The organism is Acinetobacter proteolyticus, from assembly GCF_000367945.1.
Classification (GTDB): domain Bacteria; phylum Pseudomonadota; class Gammaproteobacteria; order Pseudomonadales; family Moraxellaceae; genus Acinetobacter; species Acinetobacter proteolyticus.
The window spans coordinates 76,808-97,961 of the sequence record NZ_KB849178.1 but is presented as its reverse complement, the minus strand read 5'-3'; the positions used below and the strand labels follow the sequence as shown (position 1 = coordinate 97,961).

General features: G+C 41.5%; 20 protein-coding genes. 8 read left to right on the top strand and 12 right to left on the bottom strand.

Annotated features, from left to right (window positions below; all coding sequences use genetic code 11):
* Window position 1: 1 nt before the first annotated feature.
* The 3 genes from prpF (at window position 2) to F993_RS18005 (ending at window position 2,686) form a co-directional block, all read left to right on the top strand.
* Window positions 2–1,189, top strand: coding sequence for a 2-methylaconitate cis-trans isomerase PrpF (prpF, locus tag F993_RS17995; protein ID WP_004652277.1), 1,188 nt, complete (start codon window positions 2–4; stop codon window positions 1,187–1,189).
* 160 nt (window positions 1,190–1,349) lie between these two features.
* A complete protein-coding gene (locus F993_RS18000) occupies window positions 1,350–2,261 on the top strand; it encodes a polyprenyl synthetase family protein (protein ID WP_004652276.1) in 912 nt (303 codons plus the stop codon).
* A 56-nt stretch (window positions 2,262–2,317) separates the two neighbouring features.
* Window positions 2,318–2,686 carry an MmcQ/YjbR family DNA-binding protein gene (locus F993_RS18005; RefSeq protein ID WP_004652275.1) on the top strand — a complete coding sequence of 123 codons (369 nt, stop codon included), beginning with the start codon at window positions 2,318–2,320 and terminating at the stop codon, window positions 2,684–2,686.
* 47 nt (window positions 2,687–2,733) lie between these two features.
* Here F993_RS18005 and F993_RS18010 read toward each other — a convergent pair whose 3' ends face one another.
* From F993_RS18010 to F993_RS18025, 4 genes are all read right to left on the bottom strand, one after another.
* The gene (locus F993_RS18010) at window positions 2,734–3,585 is read right to left on the bottom strand and encodes an SPFH domain-containing protein (protein ID WP_004652274.1); all 852 of its coding nucleotides are present in this window, start codon (window positions 3,583–3,585) and stop codon (window positions 2,734–2,736) included.
* A gap of 18 nt (window positions 3,586–3,603) precedes the next feature.
* Window positions 3,604–4,062 (bottom strand): NfeD family protein, encoded by a 459-nt coding sequence (locus F993_RS18015; protein WP_004652273.1) that lies wholly within the window; start codon window positions 4,060–4,062, stop codon window positions 3,604–3,606.
* 181 nt (window positions 4,063–4,243) lie between these two features.
* Window positions 4,244–5,161: a patatin-like phospholipase family protein gene (locus F993_RS18020; RefSeq protein ID WP_004652272.1), complete on the bottom strand. Its 918-nt coding sequence runs from the start codon at window positions 5,159–5,161 to the stop codon at window positions 4,244–4,246.
* Window positions 5,162–5,223: 62 nt separating this feature from the next.
* Window positions 5,224–5,850, bottom strand: coding sequence for a lysophospholipid acyltransferase family protein (locus F993_RS18025; protein ID WP_004652271.1), 627 nt, complete (start codon window positions 5,848–5,850; stop codon window positions 5,224–5,226).
* Window positions 5,851–5,994: 144 nt separating this feature from the next.
* Here F993_RS18025 and F993_RS18030 point away from each other — a divergent pair, with 144 nt between their 5' ends.
* The 5 genes from F993_RS18030 (at window position 5,995) to F993_RS18050 (ending at window position 12,674) form a co-directional block, all read left to right on the top strand.
* Window positions 5,995–7,242, top strand: a complete 1,248-nt coding sequence (locus tag F993_RS18030) for an MFS transporter (RefSeq protein ID WP_004652270.1) — start codon at window positions 5,995–5,997, stop codon at window positions 7,240–7,242.
* Window positions 7,243–7,588: 346 nt separating this feature from the next.
* Complete coding sequence (locus tag F993_RS18035) at window positions 7,589–8,695, top strand: porin (RefSeq protein WP_004652269.1); 1,107 nt, start codon at window positions 7,589–7,591, stop codon at window positions 8,693–8,695.
* 298 nt (window positions 8,696–8,993) lie between these two features.
* The gene (locus F993_RS18040) at window positions 8,994–10,631 is read left to right on the top strand and encodes a phosphoethanolamine transferase (RefSeq protein ID WP_004652268.1); all 1,638 of its coding nucleotides are present in this window, start codon (window positions 8,994–8,996) and stop codon (window positions 10,629–10,631) included.
* A 14-nt stretch (window positions 10,632–10,645) separates the two neighbouring features.
* Window positions 10,646–11,323, top strand: coding sequence for a DNA-binding response regulator PmrA (locus tag F993_RS18045; RefSeq protein ID WP_004652267.1), 678 nt, complete (start codon window positions 10,646–10,648; stop codon window positions 11,321–11,323).
* A 4-nt stretch (window positions 11,324–11,327) separates the two neighbouring features.
* On the top strand, window positions 11,328–12,674 hold the full coding sequence (locus F993_RS18050) for an ATP-binding protein (RefSeq protein ID WP_004652266.1): 1,347 nt from the start codon (window positions 11,328–11,330) through the stop codon (window positions 12,672–12,674).
* A gap of 35 nt (window positions 12,675–12,709) precedes the next feature.
* On the opposite strand, the gene F993_RS18055 is transcribed toward F993_RS18050, so the two are convergent.
* The 8 genes from F993_RS18055 to F993_RS18090 form a co-directional block, all read right to left on the bottom strand.
* The gene (locus tag F993_RS18055; protein ID WP_004652265.1) at window positions 12,710–13,522 is read right to left on the bottom strand and encodes a lipopolysaccharide kinase InaA family protein; all 813 of its coding nucleotides are present in this window, start codon (window positions 13,520–13,522) and stop codon (window positions 12,710–12,712) included.
* Between the two features lie 61 nt (window positions 13,523–13,583).
* On the bottom strand, window positions 13,584–14,300 hold the full coding sequence (locus F993_RS18060) for a phosphatase PAP2 family protein (RefSeq protein WP_004652263.1): 717 nt from the start codon (window positions 14,298–14,300) through the stop codon (window positions 13,584–13,586).
* Window positions 14,301–14,538: 238 nt separating this feature from the next.
* Entirely contained in the window at window positions 14,539–15,282 is a 744-nt protein-coding gene (locus F993_RS18065) for an amino acid ABC transporter ATP-binding protein (protein WP_004652262.1), read from the bottom strand.
* On the bottom strand, window positions 15,279–15,962 hold the full coding sequence (locus tag F993_RS18070) for an ABC transporter permease subunit (protein WP_004652261.1): 684 nt from the start codon (window positions 15,960–15,962) through the stop codon (window positions 15,279–15,281). The genes F993_RS18065 and F993_RS18070 overlap by 4 nt, the downstream gene beginning before the upstream one ends.
* Window position 15,963: 1 nt before the next feature.
* On the bottom strand, window positions 15,964–16,707 hold the full coding sequence (locus tag F993_RS18075) for an amino acid ABC transporter permease (RefSeq protein ID WP_004652260.1): 744 nt from the start codon (window positions 16,705–16,707) through the stop codon (window positions 15,964–15,966).
* Between the two features lie 78 nt (window positions 16,708–16,785).
* A complete protein-coding gene (locus F993_RS18080) occupies window positions 16,786–17,730 on the bottom strand; it encodes a transporter substrate-binding domain-containing protein (RefSeq protein ID WP_004652259.1) in 945 nt (314 codons plus the stop codon).
* Between the two features lie 433 nt (window positions 17,731–18,163).
* Window positions 18,164–19,351, bottom strand: coding sequence for an ammonium transporter (locus F993_RS18085; RefSeq protein WP_004652258.1), 1,188 nt, complete (start codon window positions 19,349–19,351; stop codon window positions 18,164–18,166).
* Between the two features lie 355 nt (window positions 19,352–19,706).
* Window positions 19,707–21,116, bottom strand: a complete 1,410-nt coding sequence (locus F993_RS18090) for a short-chain fatty acid transporter (protein ID WP_004652256.1) — start codon at window positions 21,114–21,116, stop codon at window positions 19,707–19,709.
* Between the last annotated feature and the right edge of the window lie 38 nt (window positions 21,117–21,154).

Sequence of the window (21,154 nt, the reverse complement as noted above, 5' to 3'; positions counted from 1 at the left end):
CATGAGCTCAGTACCGCAAATAAAAGTCCCTGCAACTTATATGCGTGGAGGCACAAGTAAAGGTGTATTTTTCAAACTGGATGATTTACCTGAAGCGGCACAAGTAGCGGGCAAAGCACGTGATCAACTTCTTCTACGTGTGATTGGCAGTCCAGACCCTTATGGCAAACAGATTGATGGTATGGGGGGAGCAACCTCAAGTACCAGTAAAACCGTTATTTTGGCAAAAAGTGCACAGCCAGAACATGATGTCGATTATTTATTTGGTCAAGTTTCAATTGATCAGCCGTTTGTCGATTGGAGTGGTAACTGTGGCAACCTAACCGCAGCAGTGGGTTCATTTGCCATTTCAAATGGTTTGGTTGATGCGGCGCGTATTCCTGAGAATGGCATTTGCACAGTACGAATTTGGCAGAAGAATATACAAAAAACCATCATTGCACATGTTCCTGTGACCAATGGGCAAGTACAGGAAACTGGTGATTTTGAGCTGGATGGTGTGACTTTCCCAGCAGCTGAGGTTCAAATTGAATTTTTAGACCCTGCGGATGATGGTGAAGAAGGTGGAGATATGTTCCCGACAGGAAATGTGGTCGATCAATTGACCGTTCCTGACGTCGGCACATTCCAAGCCACGTTTATTAATGCTGGGATTCCAACGATTTTCCTGAATGCCGAAGAGATTGGTTATCAGGGTACTGAATTACAAGAGCATATTAATAGTGATGCAGCAGCTTTAGCACGTTTTGAAAAAATCCGTGCCTATGGTGCAGTACAAATGGGCTTGATTAAAGATATTTCAGAAGCAGCAGCGCGTCAGCATACGCCTAAAATTGCCTTTGTCTCAAAACCAAAAAGCTATACCTCATCAAGTGGTAAACCCGTTGAAACGAGTGATGTGGATTTATTGGTTCGCGCTTTGTCGATGGGTAAATTACATCATGCCATGATGGGAACAGCGGCAGTGGCAATTGGGACAGCTGCAGCCATTCCAGGTACCTTGGTAAATTTAGCTGCAGGTGGTGGTGAGCGTGAAGCTGTTCGTTTTGGGCATCCGTCAGGGACTTTGCGCGTGGGGGCTCAAGCTGAATTGATTGATGGTAAATGGGCGGTGAAAAAAGCCATTATGAGTCGCAGTGCGCGCGTGTTGATGGAAGGTTGGGTACGTGTACCAGGTGATACTTTCTAATTTGTGTATTGTGTTATTTGATAAGGCCTTCATTTGAAGGCCTTATTATTTTGAATTGATTAAAAATACAAACACAATTTCCTGAGATAAATAGTGTTATGATGTCGCCATTCTGGCAAGTCTTGTCATTTTCCTTTCATTAAGATTTCCCGAGGCAACTGTGTCATCTATTTCTCAAGTTAATGCGGATGTTTTACAACAAGCTCAACAACGTATTCAACAAGATTTATTGACAGCATTGGCTGCATTTTCCATTCCAGAACCTTTAAAAGCCGCCGTTCATCATGCCGTGATGTTAGGTGGTAAACGTGTTCGCCCAGCTTTATGTTATGCGGCAGCATCCTTACAGCCGAATCATCATTTTGCTGCAGCGCGTCGTGCTGCTGTTGCGGTTGAATTGATTCATTGCTATTCATTGGCACATGATGACTTGCCATGTATGGACAATGATCTATTACGCCGTGGTCAACCCACTTGTCATGTGGCATTTGGTGAAGATACCGCGTTATTAGCTGGTGACATTTTACAGTCGATGGCATTTGAGATTTTGGGCAGTCGTTTGTTCGATGAACAGGGACAAGGCACAGAGGCTGCAATTGTTTTAAAGCAAATGCAGATTTTAGCGACAGCCAGTTCTAAAATGGTTTGTGGACAAGTACTTGATTTGCAGGCTGAAGGTAAGCAAGTGGATCAGGCTGAATTAGAGAACATTCACCGTAATAAAACGGGTGCCTTGATTCAGGCTGCAATTATGATGGGGGCTGTGACCATTTTTAATGGGACTGATCAAGCGATTCCTAAGTTACGTCAGTTTGGACAAAGCATTGGTCTGGCTTTCCAAGTCCAAGATGACATCTTGGATATTACTGCAAGCACTGAAACCTTAGGTAAAACCGCGGGAAAAGATGAGCAAGTACAGAAATCAACTTATCCTGCCTTAATGGGCTTAGCACAAGCACAGGCTTATGCGCAAAGCTTGCATGATCAAGCCTTTGAAGCTTTGGCTTATTTTGGTGAAGATGCCAAAGAGCTGGTCGAGATTTCACAGTTTTTACTGGCACGTAAAAGTTAATCTAAGTTACAGTCATATATCCTGATGAATAATAAATAAAGATTGGATGTAGCCGTATGAATGATGAACAATTAGAACAACTTGCCCTTAAATATGGACAACAATTGGCTTTTTCCATTCAGTCGCAGCCTTTTGGCCCAGATTGTGAAGTATTCAAAATCTGCGATAAGGTGTTTATGTTGATTGGGGCTTATTCGGGCAAGTTACTCGTGACGATTAAATCTAAGCCAGAGAAAAGTTTGGAATATCAGGAGCTTTATCCCTCAATTTCGGCAGGCTACCATATGAATAAGAAGCACTGGATCTCAATTGCCAGTGGTCATGAAATTACAGCCGATTTACTGCAAGACTTGATTCAAGATTCTTATGATTTGGTGGTGGGAAAACTGCCTGTTAAGACGCGAAAATTGCTCCAACAGCACTAAAAAATAAAGCAGCGATCACGCTGCTTTATTTTGATTGGAAAAAGGATTTAGTGTTTACCCATAATTCCACGAATGGCATTGAGTACATCGGCTGGAAGGACCACAGTTTTTGCGTTGCTTGATTTAGAAAGATCCTGCATTGCTTTCACATATTGCTCGCCCAGTAAGTAAGCGACAGGAATTTCTTTATCACCTACTGCAGTGGTCACCATTTCAATCGCACGTTGTGAAGATTCAGCAAGAACGACCTGCGCTTCTGCATCACGACGAGACGCTTCTAAACGACCATCTGCTTCTAAAATAGCCGCCTGTTTTTCACCATCGGCTTTGGTCACTGTCGCACGACGTTGACGTTCAGCTGCTGCTTGAGCTTCCATCGCAGCTTGCATGGTGTGTGAAGGTTGAATATCTTGAATTTCAACCGTTTTCAAGGTAATACCCCAATCTGAGATATCATCAGAAATAGCTGCTTTCAGTTTCGCTTTAATATGATCACGAGAAGAAAGCGCATCATCCAAGTCCATTTCACCCACAATTGAACGCAATGAAGTTTGAACAAGGTTTTGAATGGCCCATGTATAGTTTTCAATCCCGTACACCGCTTTTTCTGGCGTTGTAAGATTAATATAAGCCACGGCATTCATGACCAAAACCGCATTGTCACGGGTAATTACTTCTTGTGAAGGAATATCCAGAACAATATCTTTGGTCGTGATTTTATAAGCGACCTCATCTACATAAGGAATCACGAAATTAAGACCTGGCGCCAACGTGGTATGGTATTTACCTAAACGTTGAACAATCCATTTATAACCTTGGGGAACAATGCGGACCCCTTTAAAAATGGTTATACCAATAAAAGCTAAAAAAGCTAAAACTACAATCGTACCGACAGACATTGAAAACCCTCTTTGTGTTTATGACGTATGAGGTTGAACGACTAAATCATTACCCAAAATATCAACCACGCGAACACGATCACCCACTTGGACTGGAACAGAACAACGGCAATTCCATTCATCAGAACCTAAAACAGGCATTGAGAAGCGTACAATAATTTGTCCATGTTCAAGACCAGTCTGGATGACCATACCGACTTGACCAATGGTTGCTTCGCGTGGGAGTCCTGCTTTGGTTTTATCAATGGAAAGTGGTTTGATAAATTTGAACCAAAGAATCGTACATAAAATAGATAAAATACCCCAAGTAATTACTTGGGTGGTAAAGCCCATCATCGGGAAAAGCCACAGTAAAATACAGACCATGACTGCTGCTATGCCAAACCATAATGCAGCAAAAGCAGGCAAAATCAATTCTGAAAGAATCAGTAAAATCCCTAATACAAACCAGTGCCAAGGTTCAACTACAAATTCCATAGATTTGCTCGCATAATGAAACGGAGTGGAGGTGAAAAAATATTCACCTTTAGCACTGTAACAGATCATTATCTTGATGAATATACAAAGATTGTTTTTTTAGAGTTTAGGGCGGGTGCGGCTCAAAGTACTTATCCTGAGGACAAGTTTTAATGAGCAGCAACAGCCCCTTAGCGGATGTTTAGAATTTAGATTTTGGTGCAGGTTTTAGGGCAGCGGGGGAGTTTTTAAATGTGGTAATGGCATTCCGAATCGCAGTGATCTTGGCTTGAGCCGCTTTTTCACCTTCTAAAATCGCTTCATTACTGGATTTTAGGTCTAATGCGCCTAAATGTCCCACTTTGGGCTGAATCACAACCGTAGCTTGATTCAGCTCTTCATTAATACTTTGCTGTCCCATGATATTAATGGTTTGATCAAGTAAGCCCCACATGCTTAAAGGCTTACCTCCCACTGGACGTGCAGAAATATCTACGGCAATCACGATATCAGCACCCATATCTTTGGCCGTTTTCACTGGAATTGGGCTGACGAGACCACCATCGACATACTTGGTATTGCCGATAACAGCAGGAACAAATACATTGGGAATACTGCATGAAGCACGGACGGCTTGTCCTGCATTACCTTTAATAAATTCAGCCTTTTTGCCACTATCCAAACGCGTTGCCACAGCGGCAAAACGAATCGGAAATTGTTCAATTGGCTTATTGCCCACTTGCGTATTCACATAATTCTGTAGTTTTTGTCCAAGAATAATACCTTGGCTATTTAAAGTTAAATCACGCAAATCGGATTCTTGCAGCTTTAATGCCAAATTCTGCATTTGATAAGGTGTTTGACCACTGGCATAAATACTGCCCACGAAGCTCCCCGCACTGGTACCCGTCACAATTTTGGCTTTAATGCCATGCGACTCTAGCACCTTGATCACGCCAATATGGGCAAAGCCTTTGGCACCGCCACCACCCAACGCGAGTGCAATGACGGGTTCACGTGCTTTAATTGCCGTAGTTTGAGGTGTTTTCTTTGCTGCTTGATCACAACCAAATAAAGCGAGACTTAGAACAGCCAAGCAAGACAGTCGAGCAATTTTCATATCAAATGCAGATAAAATGAACAAAAAGATGGGCACATCAGACCAGATTTGCCCTTAATTTTCTAGTTTTTTTTCACAAGTTTTTGTAAGGGCTGCGCCAGCCAATCAGGGTTCTTGGGGGAGAAGTGCCCAATATAACGTTTTAAGATCTGTTCGAGATCTTGTTGATAATGACCCGTCGGGGTAAAGGCACCTAAACAGTAAATGGTTTTATGATCATAATCAAAGGCAAACATCACGATTGGAATACCAGCAGCATGGGCAATATGGTAAAAACCGCTCTTCATTTTTTCAGCTTTTTTACGGGTGCCTTCTGGTGCCATCCCGATCCAAATTTTATCGTGTTGATGAATCGTGGCGACGACTTGTTCAGTAAGCCCGTGAGCACTATCACGATGCACAGGAATCAATCCCGCCCAGTTTAAAAGTGGCTTCAAAACTGGTTTAAATAGAGTATCTTTACCTAAAACCGTAATTTTTAAACCTAGGCCGCCAATAGCGAGAAAGCCATACCAGCCATCAATATTGGAAGTATGGGGCGAGATTATGGCAACAGCTTTGGGTAGGTTGGGAATTTCACCAACAACCGTCCAGCCTTGGCTGAGAAAAAGTTTTTTACACAATGCACGACTATACGCGTTACCACGTTGTGGAACTAGCGGGGGTAAATCTGGAAAATGTTGCGGCATAAATCACGATATGTAATGACAACTACAATTATGTTAAACACTCATGGCAGTGCCTGCATTGGCAAAAAATAAGATTTTATTGCCTTGCCGATGAAAGGATTAGATACTTGAGCGACTTTATCGTGCAGCCATGGAAAACTCGGAATGCCTAATCTTCGACAGATTTACATTTTATTGTTTTCTTTGTATTGGGCGCAGGGCTTGCCTGTCGGCTTTATGACGCATGCATTGCCTGTGATTTTAAGAGCACAAGGGGTGTCGCTGGCGCATATTGGTGGCTTTGGTTTATTGATGTTGCCTTGGTCGATTAAGATTTTTTGGGCGGCCTATGTAGATCGTTTGGGTCATTCTCGATGGGGACATTATCGTAGCTGGATTATTCCAACTCAACTATCCAGTGTTATTATTCTGATTATCCTCTCGTTTTTCCCGATACAAACGCTAGATCAACCCAGTTATCTGCTGATTTTCTTTACCTTGCTTCTATTTATGAATTTAACGGGAGCAACGCAAGACATTGCCACAGATGGGTTGGCTGTCAATTTACTCAAAAGTGATCAACAGCATTGGGGCAATACTTTTCAAGTGATTGGCTCACGCTTGGGATTTATTGTGGGTGGGGGAGCGGTACTTTGGTGTCTTGATTGGTTAGATTGGCAAAAGACCTTTCTGGCTTTGGCAGCCTTGGTATGGATTAATACGTTGCCTGTTTTGTTTTATCGTGAGCCACAACATGAAAGTAAAGCTGCGCTGAAGCAAGCAAGCTCACAATCCTTTATACACGCCATCAAAAGTTATTTAGATTACTTCCAGTCCTCTTCAGAATTAAAAGCATGGTTGCTGGTTCTGATCAGTTTTAAAGTAGCTGATGGGTTAGCAGGACCTATATTAAAACCTTTAATGGTGGACATAGGGTTGAACTTTACCCAGATTGGGGTGTTTATTACCATGTTTGGGGCGGTTGCTGCATTATTGGGTGCAGTTGTTGCTGGGCTATTGTTAAAATCCTTCTCGAGAATACATTGTTTAATCGTGTTCTCGTTTCTGAAAATTATAAGCTTGGGGGCGTATGCCATTCTCGGCTATGGCTATGAATCACAGTGGCAAATTGCACCACTTTGGCTGTATGGGGTAAATGCGATTGAGGATGCCTGTTCAGCGATGTTGCTGGTGGTGATGCTAACACTGGTCATGCAATATAGCCGGAAACAATTTGCAGGAACGGACTTTACTTTTCAGGTATCGATCATGGCAACGATGAGCGGTTTGTTATATTTATTCAGTGGCGTGGTGGGCGATTGGCTAGGCTATGCAGATTATTTATTGGTGATCTGCATCATTTCGATCTTGTGTTTGAGTCCGATTTTTTATTGGAAAAATAAAGCAAGATAAAGGTCACTTTTTATTACAATTTTTATGTTTAAAAGATGTGCATTGAAACAAAAAAACTCGTCTTAGGGCTCAGCTTATATAGGAATAGAACGATTTTCGTCGGATTTTATCATTTTATGAATATAGCGAATTCTATGCATAAAATGAGCTAATTTTTCTATAATTAATTGATATAAATGCTAAATTTATAATGAATAATGTCGTAAATAGACTAATTAGAATGAAGAAGCGTATGTATAAAAATTAAACTTTAGTCGAAATTGGAATAAATTAATAAGATTTTAATCGTTTTGTCATATAAAGTTAATGTGTAGGATTTGTTACAAATTTAACCAGGATGTAAACAATGAAAATCAAAATTGTAACAGCAGCTGTGCTTAGTTTGCTTGCAACAACCACTTTTGCTGCACCAACACTTTATGGTGAGATTGATGCCAGTGTTGATTATTTACCAGAAAAAAATGCAACTAAATCAAATAAAGACGTTTGGGAAATCAGTTCAAACAGTTCATTCATTGGGATTAAAGGTGATGAAAAGCTCACTGAACGCTTAAGTGCAGTTTATGCGATTGAATGGGCATTTAATGCTGATGGTGATGGCGACGATTGGAGCAAGCGTAACCGTTTTGTTGGTTTAAAAGATAGTCAGTTGGGTACATTGAAAATTGGCGCACATGATACACCATTAAAGCAATTATCGAGTACGGTTGACACATTCAACAACTATGTTGCCAACAAGGCGGATATCACAGGCATTTTCACAGGTGAGAACCGTGTATCAAATGTCGTTGTCTATGAATCTCCAGCAGTAAAATTACTCGATGGTGCGTTCAAATTTAACGCATTACTTGCAACTGGTGAATCAAGTGGTATTAAGTCAGACAAAGGCGTTGTTAAAACTGCGGGTCGTGGTTTAGGGGATGCATGGTCAACATCGATCACTTATGAAAATCCATTGGTGGTGGCAGGGATCGGTTATGACAAAGCGATTCCAAGTAACTTCCTTGGTCGTGGCTTCTTGAATGCTGCTGAACCTGCAATTGCAGGTGGTAGTTTGTTCGCTGCAGCCAATACGGTACGTGCTATTGGTAAAGTGACACCGCTTGAAGGTTTGGCACTAAAAGCACTTTATCAGACTTCTGAAGTTGAAAAAGCAGCAGGTAATGCGGCAGGTTCTGAAAATATTGATGATGCACAAGGTTGGTTATTGGGCGCTGAATACACCATTCCTCAAGCGAAAAACTGGACCGTAAAAGGCCAATATAGCCAGAATGACACCAGCTTTAAAACCAACACTGCTGATTTTAAGGCAAAACAAATTATTGCTGGGGCAGACTACGCGTTTAATAAGCAAGTCAAAACTTATGGTTATGCAGGTTATTTAACGCTTGAGCAAGCAAGCAAAAAAGATAAACAACCAGTTGCTGGTTTAGGCTTAGAATTCAAATTCTAATTATTTTTGTTAGATAACGCCCTTTAAGTTTGCTTAAAGGGCGTTTTTGTTTATATTGGTTGGACTTTCAATAGAATAACTTTGTTCAAAATAAAGCTTAGTTAAAGCATCAAGTGGTAGGGGAAACACGGATTTATAAAAAAATAGGACTTTTTCATATTTTAATTAATTCACTTCTTAATTAGCACAACTATGAAGCCCATTATTTTGAGGCTTCTATTGTTTTATTTAAGTCATTTTTAAGTTTTTATTCTTATCTTAAAAAAGCTAAGAAATTTATTTTTAGATTGTGATGATCATGCTGCTACAGAAACTCAAGACAAGACCCATCTCGCTGTTAACGTTTAATGCCTTACTCGCAATCTGGTTAGGTGTATTTTTAAATTTTGCTTTTTATAAAAAAATTGAGTCTCTTACTCCATATACAGGAATGAAAGCAGGTTTTTTTGTATTTGCTTCGATACTTGTTGTTGTTGCCTTATATAACTTTCTATTCCAAATTCTAAGTTGGAAATGGACCGCAAAACCGCTGGCAATTGCTCTGGTTTTTATTGGTGGCTTTGCTGCTTATACCGTAAATACATTAGGTGTCTGGATTACCTCTGATCAAATTCAGAATTTGATGCAAACTGATATGGCCGAGGCTCGGGATACTTGGTCATGGCATTTGCTTGTGTGGACATTAGGGATGACCCTATTGCCAATCATTATCATTCTGCTGGTCAAGATTAAACCTGAACCCGCGATACGGCAGATCTTAAAAAAGCTAGTTGCGTCTATTGTTTCTTTAGCAATGGTTGGTGGGCTTCTATTTGTTTTTTATGTCGATTTTGCAGCAATTTTCCGTGAGCATCGTGATTTAAAGGGAATGATTTCTCCTCAAAATATGATTGCTTCATTTGTATCGTATTATAAAAAGAAAGCACCTAAGGAAAATTTACCTCTGGTGACTTATGGAGAAGATGCCCAACGTAATGAAACGAACAAGAATTTACCTAAATTGATGGTTTTAGTGGTTGGTGAAACAGCACGAGCAGAAAATTTTTCTTTAAATGGTTATGCAAAGGACACTAATCCTAAACTCGCCAAGCAAGATATTTTGAATTTTTCTCAGGTGAGTTCGTGTGGTACAGCAACAGCAGTTTCAGTACCTTGTATGTTCTCTGGTATGCCAAGAGAAGATTACGATGAGCGTTTAGCAAGTCATCGTGAAGGTTTATTGGATATTGCGAAACGAGCAGGTTATCAAGTCACTTGGATTGATAATAATTCTGGGTGTAAAGGAACTTGTGATCGTGTTGAACAGTTTAAAATTCCTGAGCCAATTCAACAAAAATGGTGTAAGGAGGGTGAGTGTCTGGATGATATTCTGGTTGACAGCCTGAAAGCCTATCTTGAAACGATTCCGAAGGATGATACCCGTCCACGTTTGGTGGTGCTACATCAAATGGGCAGTCATGGCCCAGCTTATTACAAGCGTGTGCCACCAGCATACCGTGTGTTCAAACCCACCTGTGATACCAATGCGATCCAAGGCTGTACCCAAGAGGCTTTGATTAATAGTTATGATAATACTCTGCTTTATACTGATTATGTTTTAGATTCACTGATTGAGACTTTAAAAAATACCACGCAATATCAAACAGGTTTATGGTATTTATCAGATCATGGTGAATCGACGGGTGAAAGTGGCATGTATCTGCATGGTGCACCTTATGCGATTGCACCCACTCAGCAAACCCATGTTCCGATGGTGATGTGGTTCTCGAATACATGGCAGCAACAAGCGACCAAGCAAGTTAAATGCTTGGCACAACAAGCTAAAAATAAACTGAGCCAAGATAACTTGTTTCCGACCATGCTGAGTTTACTTGATATCAAAACCAAGGTAATTAATACTAAAGATGACATGTTAGCAACATGTCCTAACCCATAAGGTGAAATGAAATCATGACCAAGATCTTGATGATAGAAGATGATTTTATGATTGCAGAGTCAACCCTGACTTTACTGCGATATCATCAGTTTGACGTAGAATGGGTCAATAATGGGGTGGATGGACTGGCTTTATTGACCAAACAGTCTTTTGATTTAGTGTTATTGGATTTAGGCTTACCGTTGATGGATGGAATGCAAATCCTCCGACAAATTCGCCAACGTAGTTCTGTTCCTGTGTTGATTATTTCTGCCCGTGATCAGCTACAAAACCGTGTCGATGGTTTAAATCAAGGTGCAGATGATTATCTGATCAAGCCGTATGAGTTTGATGAACTACTTGCGCGCATTAATGCCTTATTACGCCGTGGTAGCGTAGAAACAGCACAATTGAAGAGCCAGTCACAACTGTTAAAAAGTGGTGAGCTGACCTTGGATGTGGAACAGCATTTAGCCACATTTAAAGGTCAACAAATTGAACTCTCCAATCGTGAATGGGCGATTTTGATCCCGATGGTTTCTCATCCCAACAAAATTTTCTCGAAAGCCAATCTTGAAGATAAATTGTATGATTTTGATAGTGAAGTGACCAGTAATACCATTGAAGTCTATGTACACCACTTACGTGCCAAGCTGGGTAAAGACTTTATTCGTACCATTCGTGGCTTAGGTTATCGTTTGGGGCAAGCTTAAATTGATGAAAACAACGCAGCATTATTCACTCAAGAAAAGACTGATTTGGGGAACCTCAATTTTCAGTATTGTGCTGGGTTGTTTTTTAATTTTAGCGGCATATAAAATTTCATTACATGAAGTCGATGAGATTTTAGATACGCAAATGCAATACATGGCGGAACGTTCCAGCTCTCAGCCAGTAACGCCAACAGCAAGTCGGGTGGAGTTGCACAGAACCTACCATGAAGAGGATTTGCTGATTGATATCTGGGCCTATAAAGATCAAAGTCATTTATGGCATCAGACCCATCTGTTGCTGCCGCCTGTGAAACAAGCAGGTTTTTATACCCAAAATACACCACAAGGAAAGTGGCGTGTGTATGTGATTCCATTAAAAGACTATCAGATTCAAGTCAGTCAGCAAGAAGAGGTCCGCCATGCGTTTGCGTGGGAGTTGGCTGGAAGTATGTTCGTTCCTTATCTGCTTCTATTGCCGATTGCAATTCTGGTTCTAGCATTTATTATCAGTCTGAGTTTAAAACCTTTAGATGATTTTAAAACAGAACTGACCCAGCGTGATTCGGATGGCTTGTCGCCAATAAATGTTAAAGATTATCCGCAAGAACTATTGCCTACTATTGAAGAAATGAATCGTTTATTCGAACGTATTCAGCATGCACAGACTGAACAAAAACAGTTTATTGCCGATGCTGCACATGAACTTAGAACACCTGTGACAGCGCTGAATTTACAAACGCGAATATTGATCAGTCAGTTTCCAGAACATGAGGCTTTGCAAAATCTGAGTAAAGGTTTAGCCCGTATTCAACATTTAGTTACCCAACTTTTGGCATTGGCAAAACAGGATGTTGCACTGAGTTTGATTGAACCTAGTACAAATTTTAGATTGAATGATGTTGCACTTAACTGTGTTGAACAGTTGGTCAATTTGGCTATGCAAAAGGAAATCGATTTAGGTTTTGAGCGCAATGAGCCGATCGAAATGCAAAGCCTTGAATCAACGGTACATTCGATTATTTTTAACTTGATTGATAACGCAATTAAATATACCCCCAATCAAGGCATTATTAATATTTCAGTGTATAGCGATACTGATGATTTTGCCTATATTCAAATCGAAGACAGCGGCAATGGGATTGATCCTGAGCAATACGACAAAGTCCTGAAACGTTTTTATCGCGTTCATCATCACTTAGAAGTGGGGAGTGGACTTGGACTTTCGATTGTGGATAAAGCTACTCAACGTTTAGGTGGGATTCTGACTTTATCTCGAAGTATTGAATTAGGCGGTTTGAGCGTGTTGGTCAAATTACCAAAGAAACTTGCACCACATCATGAATTACATTAAGTCTTATTCACAATGTGGCTTTTGATTGTGTTGAATCAATCCTGCTTTGCCTTTTCAGCCTGTTCTTTTAAATAGCGTAAAAAGAGCACACATTTCTGGATGCGTTTGCCATCATTGCCAACTTTGCTGACATTGAAACGCAATACCCAATTTAAGCGCTTACCGACCTTGCAAATATCTTTATAGACTTGAGGTTCATCCAGCAAAGCTTGATAGAGCAACTGGCTGGCTGGCTCGAGTCGTTCAAATTCAAAATGATAAGCTGTTGAGAAGATAAACAGTAACCAGTCACGAACAAAACAATCGTGCAGACTGAGTACATCTCGCGGATCCGTTTCAAAATCAATGAAAGTAAATTGATTTTGCTTATCGACCAAAATATTACGCGCAAAGGCTTCGCTTAAATAACCTTCATGCTGATGAATTTGGCGAATAGCTTGAATCGCTTGATGAAACAGATCGAACTGTTGTTCAGGATGGTCTTTAAGGCTTGCAATTTTCTGGTCGAGTTGGCTGACATGGCTTTGACGTTGCGAGCCGACATCTTCGAGCAAAATGCCTTTTTTTGAGAGCGCCAATACATTTGGTGTTGAAATCCCTAATGCTTTAAGCTGCTGGATACGTTTGAATTCACATTGGATTGCAGCTGATCCACCTTGGTTGGGAACGGGGGTGATGGAGCCGAGATTAAATATTTTAGCTAGCCATTTCAGAGGTGTATATAACCACAAACCATGACGTTCAGATGCTTTTTTAAGCCATACTTTACGTGAATCTAGTTCATAAGACTGAATAGAGTCGGATTGTGTTGCTAAAGTGGATTCCAAAAAAGATTGATAGTCAGACATACGGCAGCAAAAATAATCCTAATATGAGCGTCAAACATACTCGTTGTCTGAGTACGGGCGTTCACTTTACCACATCAATTGTCGATAAAGGTATAGAATTACGATTTGTAAGGGCTTGGTGGCGCTTATAAGTGAGCGCATACAACACAAGGTTCACAGCAACACAAACCCATGCAGTCCACAAATTATGACTCAAAAAATGGGCGCCACGCATCATCTGTGCCCAGCCCATCGCAAAGCCAATGATCATCGCTGCAATGAGATAAAACCAAGCACGCTGTGTTTGATGCAGACGATAGACAAAATAGCCTGTGACCAGTGCGAAGCCTGTACTGGCGTGACCACCAGGAAAACAGTGCCCAGCGGTTGCAGAAAAATCCCAAATGAAACCTGTTGAGGTTTCATGGGTCATATACCATGGACAAGCGTGAGAAGAATGAGCTTTGAGTAGTCCTACGATACCTGTGCAGAGCATACTGACCCAAAACATATAACCATATTGCCAACGTTGTGGTTTCAGCTTTTCGACTTTAAAAGATGCACACCATAGAAAGAAGAAAACCACATAAACAAGCGTTAAAAGCTGCTTGACGTAAGTATGGTTAAGTTTATCGAGAAACCAATCATTTTTATAAGGGAAGCCACCATGTTGGCTGACCCAAGGTTGAATCAGTTGCATGTCAATGGTTCCACCGACTGGAAACACGAACAACAAGATGAAAAAGCTGACCAATAATAGAAAGCTCATCAATGCGAAGAAAGGTGTTTTCAAAATCATGGAACGTATTATTAAGCTCAGATGGCAATTGTGTTATTTAATGTGAACAAGCTTAATTGGTTCTTAAATAAGCTTAAAAAAGTAACAATAGTAGACAATTGAAAATAAAACAGATTTTGTTTTAAGTTTATGAAATATTTTAATTTATATTGCCAGGTTTGGCGTTGTGATCAGCTTTATTCTATTTAAAAATAAAGCAGCAAATGACTGCTTTATTTTTAAAATGAGTGAGATATGGTTAATGTAGAATTTTATTCAGGAATTGTTGCGCTCGTTCACCACGCGGTGCACCGAAGAACTCATCTTTAGAGCAGTCTTCTACAATTTTTCCTTGGTCCATAAAAATAATCCGATTGGCGACCTGACGGGCAAAGCCCATTTCATGCGTCACACACATCATGGTCATGCCTTCTTTGGCCAATCCCACCATTACATCAAGGACCTCATTGATCATTTCAGGGTCAAGCGCAGAAGTGGGCTCATCGAATAGCATCGCAATCGGGTCCATACTGAGGGCACGCGCAATTGCTACACGTTGTTGTTGCCCCCCTGAAAGCTGGGCGGGATATTTATTGGCATGTGCGCTCAGTCCAACCCGATCCAGATAGGCGAGTCCTTTTTTATTGGCTTCCGCTTCTGAACGTCCAAGCACTTTGATCTGTGCAATAGTCAGATTCTCGGTAATACTGAGATGAGGAAACAATTCAAAGTGCTGGAACACCATACCGACACGGCTACGTAGTTTAGTCATATCGGTTTTGGGTTCGTGAACTGGCACACCATCAACAAAGATTTTACCCTGCTGAAATGGTTCAAGTCCATTCACGGTTTTGATGAGCGTGGATTTTCCTGAGCCTGATGGACCACAGACCACTACGACTTCACCTTGGCAGATTTGGGTACTGCATTCGGTCAGTACCTGAAATTGTTCATACCATTTACTGACATTCTGGAGGTCGATCATTACTTTATTGTCGCTCATACACTTAACCTCCTTTGTAAACGTTTCACTGCGAATGTTGCTAAAGCACTGATGGTGAAGTACACCAGTCCTGCAAATAGAATATATTGGGTGAGCAGAGACATTAAATCACCGCGTACATAATTTGTTCTGAAAAAATCGAGTAATCCAATTGCATAAACCATGGTGGAATCCTGAAACAGGATGATGGTCTGTTGAAGCAGTAACGGGGTCATTTTTCTGAATGCCTGCGGCAGAATAATCAGTCGCATAGATTGGCCATAGCTCATACCCAATGCTGAAGCAGCAGCAGCTTGACCTTTGGGAATGGACTGAATCCCTGCACGGACAATTTCAGAAAAATACGCTGCTTCAAATAGCATGAAGGCGACAATACTTGAAACCAAAGCGGTATCGATAGTCAGGTATTGTCCAGTAATTGCGGTATAAAAAAATGGCACAGCAAAATAGAACCACATCAAGACCAGCAGCAAGGGAATGGAACGGAACAGATCCACATAAGCCTGCGCCATCCAATTGAAAATTTTAATCGAAGACAAACGCATCATTGCCAGTATTGTACCAATGGCAATACCGCCAATGGTCGCAATCACCACGACTTTTAAGGTAATGCTGAATCCATACCAAAGCGCAGGCCCAGACTGTTGTAAGTCACTCAGAAAAGAGGTTAGCCATTCCATACTACTTTCCTCCTGATATTAAACCAGGAATACGCAGACGCTTTTCCAATAGGTTCATGCTAAAAATGAGGCAGATGTTAATCAGAATAAAAATGAGCGTGACATAGGTGTAAATTTCGATGGTATTCTGAGTGTATTCACTGATGGTTTTCATCTGCGAAATAATTTCTGCAACACCGACTAAAGAGGCGACCGAGGTGTTTTTGACACAGTTGGTTAACTCTGAACTGAGTGGCGGTAAAATGGTACGAAATGACTGAGGCAAAATGACATAGCGATACAGTTGTGCCGTGGAAAAGCCCATGGCATAACCTGCATTGATTTGTCCCTTAGGTAAGGCTTCAATCCCTGTTCGAACTTGCTCGCACACCCGAGCCGCAGTAAATAGACCCAGTCCAACACTGGCAGAAATCAATGCTGTCGTATTGGCTCCTAGATCATTCATCCACCAGTTTTTAATCGGGGCAGGCAGAAAGTTGGGAACCACATAAAACCAAATAAACAATTGAACCAGTAAAGGTACATTTCTGAATAGTGTGACGTAGGTGGTACCAATGGCTCTGGCAGTTTTATTGGGGAGTGTGCGCATGATTCCGAGGATACTGCCGAGAAGCAGGGCAATACTCCATGCGACCACAGCAATCACAACCAGCCAACCCAGACCTGTGATGATCCAGTTCAGATAGGTGGTGTCTCCGATACCTGTTGATTGCCACAAAACTCCCCAGTTCCAGCTATAATTCATAACAACTCCTGAGCAGAATCGGGACGACGTTCGCTGTTACCCAATTCTGCAATATATTCTTGCTATAAGGGGAGCGAATTATTGATCGCGATCATGTGGGCTGCTGATTAAGGCTTTGAGCTGATCCGACATGGCAAAATTTAAATTAATATTTTTGGGTGGAATCGGTTGCTGGAACCATTTTTCATACATTTTGTTGATTTCACCAGAGGCATAGGTTGCCTTAATTGCATCATCGACCACTTGTTTAAAGCCTGTATCGCCTTTACGCAACATACAGCCATAAATTTCATGGATGGGTGCTGTGCCGACAATTTCCCATTGATTCGGATCTTTGGCTTTGGATTTTTCCCCTGCAAGCAAAATATCATCCATCATAAATGCGACAGCGCGACCATTTTGCAGCATCAGGAAGGATTCAGCATGGTCTTTGGCGGAAATGATTTCGCCAATGCCAAGTTCTTGCTGATGTTGACGGATATAGCGTTCAGACGTAGTTCCCGCTGTTGTGACCAGTTTTTTACCTTTTAAATCGGCAAAGTCTTTAATGCCCGAATTTTTAGCCGTCAGCAGTCGTGAACCCACTTCAAAGAAACCGACAGAGAAATCGACTTGCTGCTGGCGTTCTTTGTTATTGGTGGTTGAGCCACATTCTAGATCTACGGTGCCATTCGAGACCAGTGGAATCCGGTTCTGACTGGTGACTAAATTATAGCGAATCTTCAGGTCTGGCATATTCAGTTTCTGCTTCACGGCCTCAACGACTTTAAGTTGCAGATCATGCGCATAACCGACGGGTTGGTTTGGGGTAGATGCAATATAAGAAAAGGGAATGGATGAGTCTCGATAACCCAGCACTATCGTGCCAGAGCTTTTGATTTTGTTTAATGTTCCCGAAGTGGAGGCACCCGCTTCAGTCGCTTTGTCGCCAGCAGCTGGCGCTTTGTTGTCACTACAAGCACTGAGTCCGAATACCAATGTGCCTGCACAAAGCAGAGAGGTCATGGTGCGTTTATAAATCATGTACAAAACTCCTTTTGTATCGTTATGATCGCATGCGTCATTGTTGCGGTTTAACCGTTCATTTTTATGAAAAATAATGTGTTCTTTTTGATGTATTAAAAAGCATTATTTTTCATCTTAATGGAGTTCAATGCACATGCTCAAGCGATATTCTTTACGGTTTTGTTAATCGTAATGGTGGATGAGTGACGTAATTTAAAAGCTGTAAATTACAGTAAAAATTGCAAGAAATATAAAGCATGATATATGCCATAATGGTTTGGATAGACTAGGGCAGAGTCGGTTGTACAGCGGCTTTATCTCAGTATTAAAACCGCTATGTATCGATAGTCTTGATGAGAAGAGAAAAATAAAATAGGGAAAATAAACACTCGTTCGTTTTTAATTGAGATAAAAAAAGCGACGTTTCCGTCGCTTAAAAAGGTTTGAAAAATTAGAACATTGATTCTTCCGAATTGGCTGAAATTTTATGGATTGAAAGATCCGCACCACGATATTCATCTTCTTGTGACAGGCGAATACCCATAGTGGCTTTTAATAGACCATAGACAATAAAACCACCGACCAAGGCAATGATAATGCCAAGACCCGTACCAATGATTTGCGAGATGATGGAGACACCACCTAAGCCACCTAAAGCTTGTTGACCAAAGATGCCTGCTGCAATTCCTCCCAATGCACCGCAAACACCGTGTAAAGGCCATACCCCAAGTACATCATCGACTTTCAGTTTATTTTGAGTATAGGTGAACAGGTAAACAAACAGTGCACCAGCCGTACCACCAATAATTAATGCACCAATTGGGTGCACAATGTCTGAACCCGCACAGATCGCGACCAAGCCAGCCAATGGACCATTGTGTAAGAAACCAGGGTCATTACGCCCCATAAAGTTGGCTGCTAAAGTACCACCCACCATTGCCATCAATGAGTTAATTGCCACTAGACCTGAAATCGCTTCAACCCGTTGTGCGCTCATCACGTTAAAGCCAAACCAGCCCACGATCAGAATCCATGAACCTAAAGCAAGGAATGGAATAGATGACGGTGGATGGGCACTGACACGACCATCATTTTTATAACGACCATGACGGGCACCGAGTAAAATCACTGCAGCAAGGGCAATCCAACCTCCCATGGCATGCACCACAACTGAACCGGCAAAGTCATGGAAACTTGCACCAAATGTGTTTTCTAGCCACTTTTGCAAGCCATAGTTACCATTCCAGATCATGCCTTCGAAGAAAGGATAGATCAGTGCCACCAAAATCAATGTTGCAATTGCTTGAGCACGCATCTTGGCACGTTCTGCGATCCCACCCGAAATAATCGCAGGAATTGCAGCAGCAAAGGTCAATAAGAAGAAACAGCGCATCAAGTTATAGCCATGATCAGCTGCTAAGGTACTGCCGGCATGGAAAAAGTTTTGACCATATGCAATCCAATAACCTACAAAGAAATAGGCAATTGCTGAAATGGCAAAATCGGTGAGGATTTTACTCAATGCATTGACTTGGTTTTTATGGCGTACCGTGCCCAATTCCAAGAATGCAAAGCCAGCATGCATTGCCAATACCAGTACTGCCCCGAGCAGTAAGAAAAATAGATCTACGTTTTGCATAGTGGTGCTCAAAAAAAGTGCTAAATTTTATTTTGGTGCAAATATTTGATTCGTTTTCTGCACCAAAATGGATTTAGTAAATCTAAAAACTCAAGCTGTATCACAACAGCTCAATTTGATGAAATATCTAAAGCAAAAAACGCACCAATTTAGAAGTTAAATTTTAATTTTGGTGAAAAGTGGTGCAATTTGCTTAAAAATAGCACAGTTCTGGGCACTTCTGAATGAAAGGCGTTGTGGGGGATTTGAATGCAAATGGAGAGATGATTTTTGCTGTGTTCAAGAACAGCTCACGCCACTTTTCATATCCGTAATGTTCAATATAAAAAGCAGCGCTGTGCAATTGTTGCTAGTCTTACATGACAGGTGGGCTATAGCTGAGGGTACGGCCTAAAATCCACAATAAGAACAGCACTAAAGGCAGATGGAATACCAATTGAGTCACGGTAAAACCAATCACATCTTTGGCCTTAAGTTTTAAGATCCCGAGCATCGGTAGCATAAAGAAGGGATTGATCAGATTCGGTAACGCTTCGGCCGCATTATAAATCTGCACGGACCAGCCTAAATGAACTTGTAAATCATTGGCAGCCTGCATCACATAGGGTGCTTCAATAATCCATTTACCGCCACCTGATGGAACAAAGAAACCCAGTACTGCAGAGTAGATGCCCATCACAATCGCAAAGGTCTCTTTGGAGGCAATCGAGACAAAGAATTCAGCAATATAATGCGACAGGGATAAATCCTGACTATTTAGCGCTTGGGTCATAATAAAGGCGATACTGCCATAGAGTGGGAACTGGATCAGAATACCCGAAACAGCAGGCACAGCCTGACTGACGGCATTGAGAAAATTACGTGGGGTGCGATGTAATGCAAGCCCCAGCATCAAGAACACAAAGTTATAAGTATTGAGACTGGAAATGGCGATGATCGGATTGGTTTTAGAAAACTCGATGAACATCCAGATTAAGCCTAATGCCACCACAATAATGGTCAATAAGGGAGAGTTTTCTAACCAATCCCCAGGTCGGGTCGATTTGACCTCAGTTTTTTCCTCTTCTTCAAAACTCAGTTCAAAATCCTGCATGGTTTTGACATTGTCTCCCTTAGGCGCAGACCAATAGGCAATCGCAATCGAGACAATTACCAAGATTAGGGTCATCAGCATCGATTGCCACAGGAAGATGGTTTCGGTAAATGGAATCACACCAGTTAAATTATAGATCGACTCAGGTAGACTGGCTTTATTAGCCTGTAATTGTGCTGCAGACGAACTGATACCGAGTGCCCAAGTTGCGCCCATACCAATAATGGCAGCAGCAGCGGCAGCACGATAGTCCATCTGTAGTTCTTTTCGTTTTGCCAGCGCAATCACCAATAACGCCGTCAGAATAGTACTGACCGCCCAATTGACCAAAGAAATCAATAAGCTGACAGTAGCGACCAAGACAATGGCACTGCGTCCCGAATGGGGGATACGTGCCATCATCTGAATCAGTTTTTTCACAGGTGCAGAAACCGAAACCACATAGCCAACAATAATCAGCATGGTCATTTGTAAGGTGAAGGGGATTAGACTCCAGAAACCATTCCCAAATGAGCTGGCAACATCTTGTACCGATGCACCAATGCCGATGGCAGCAAAGGAAACGATAATCACACCGAGCAGGGCAAAGATATAAGAGTCAGGAAACCATTTTTCCGACCAGTTACTAATACGCAGGGCAAACCGTTCTAACAAGGCAGGTTGTTTATTCATCTTGAGCATCCATTTTTAATTTTGTTGTATCTGATTCA

Coding starts and splice junctions, on each gene's coding strand:
- F993_RS18050 (WP_004652266.1), top strand. CDS start 11,328: ATGAAAACAACGCAGCATTATTCACTCAAGAAAAGACTGATTTGGGGA.
- F993_RS18010 (WP_004652274.1), bottom strand. CDS start 3,585: ATGTCTGTCGGTACGATTGTAGTTTTAGCTTTTTTAGCTTTTATTGGT.
- F993_RS18075 (WP_004652260.1), bottom strand. CDS start 16,707: ATGAATTATAGCTGGAACTGGGGAGTTTTGTGGCAATCAACAGGTATC.
- F993_RS18055 (WP_004652265.1), bottom strand. CDS start 13,522: ATGTCTGACTATCAATCTTTTTTGGAATCCACTTTAGCAACACAATCC.
- F993_RS18020 (WP_004652272.1), bottom strand. CDS start 5,161: ATGAAAATTGCTCGACTGTCTTGCTTGGCTGTTCTAAGTCTCGCTTTA.
- F993_RS18045 (WP_004652267.1), top strand. CDS start 10,646: ATGACCAAGATCTTGATGATAGAAGATGATTTTATGATTGCAGAGTCA.
- F993_RS18080 (WP_004652259.1), bottom strand. CDS start 17,730: ATGATTTATAAACGCACCATGACCTCTCTGCTTTGTGCAGGCACATTG.
- F993_RS18025 (WP_004652271.1), bottom strand. CDS start 5,850: ATGCCGCAACATTTTCCAGATTTACCCCCGCTAGTTCCACAACGTGGT.
- prpF (WP_004652277.1), top strand. CDS start 2: ATGAGCTCAGTACCGCAAATAAAAGTCCCTGCAACTTATATGCGTGGA.
- F993_RS18090 (WP_004652256.1), bottom strand. CDS start 21,116: ATGAATAAACAACCTGCCTTGTTAGAACGGTTTGCCCTGCGTATTAGT.
- F993_RS18070 (WP_004652261.1), bottom strand. CDS start 15,962: ATGGAATGGCTAACCTCTTTTCTGAGTGACTTACAACAGTCTGGGCCT.
- F993_RS18030 (WP_004652270.1), top strand. CDS start 5,995: ATGCCTAATCTTCGACAGATTTACATTTTATTGTTTTCTTTGTATTGG.
- F993_RS18060 (WP_004652263.1), bottom strand. CDS start 14,300: ATGATTTTGAAAACACCTTTCTTCGCATTGATGAGCTTTCTATTATTG.
- F993_RS18040 (WP_004652268.1), top strand. CDS start 8,994: ATGCTGCTACAGAAACTCAAGACAAGACCCATCTCGCTGTTAACGTTT.
- F993_RS18035 (WP_004652269.1), top strand. CDS start 7,589: ATGAAAATCAAAATTGTAACAGCAGCTGTGCTTAGTTTGCTTGCAACA.
- F993_RS18085 (WP_004652258.1), bottom strand. CDS start 19,351: ATGCAAAACGTAGATCTATTTTTCTTACTGCTCGGGGCAGTACTGGTA.
- F993_RS18065 (WP_004652262.1), bottom strand. CDS start 15,282: ATGAGCGACAATAAAGTAATGATCGACCTCCAGAATGTCAGTAAATGG.
- F993_RS18005 (WP_004652275.1), top strand. CDS start 2,318: ATGAATGATGAACAATTAGAACAACTTGCCCTTAAATATGGACAACAA.
- F993_RS18015 (WP_004652273.1), bottom strand. CDS start 4,062: ATGGAATTTGTAGTTGAACCTTGGCACTGGTTTGTATTAGGGATTTTA.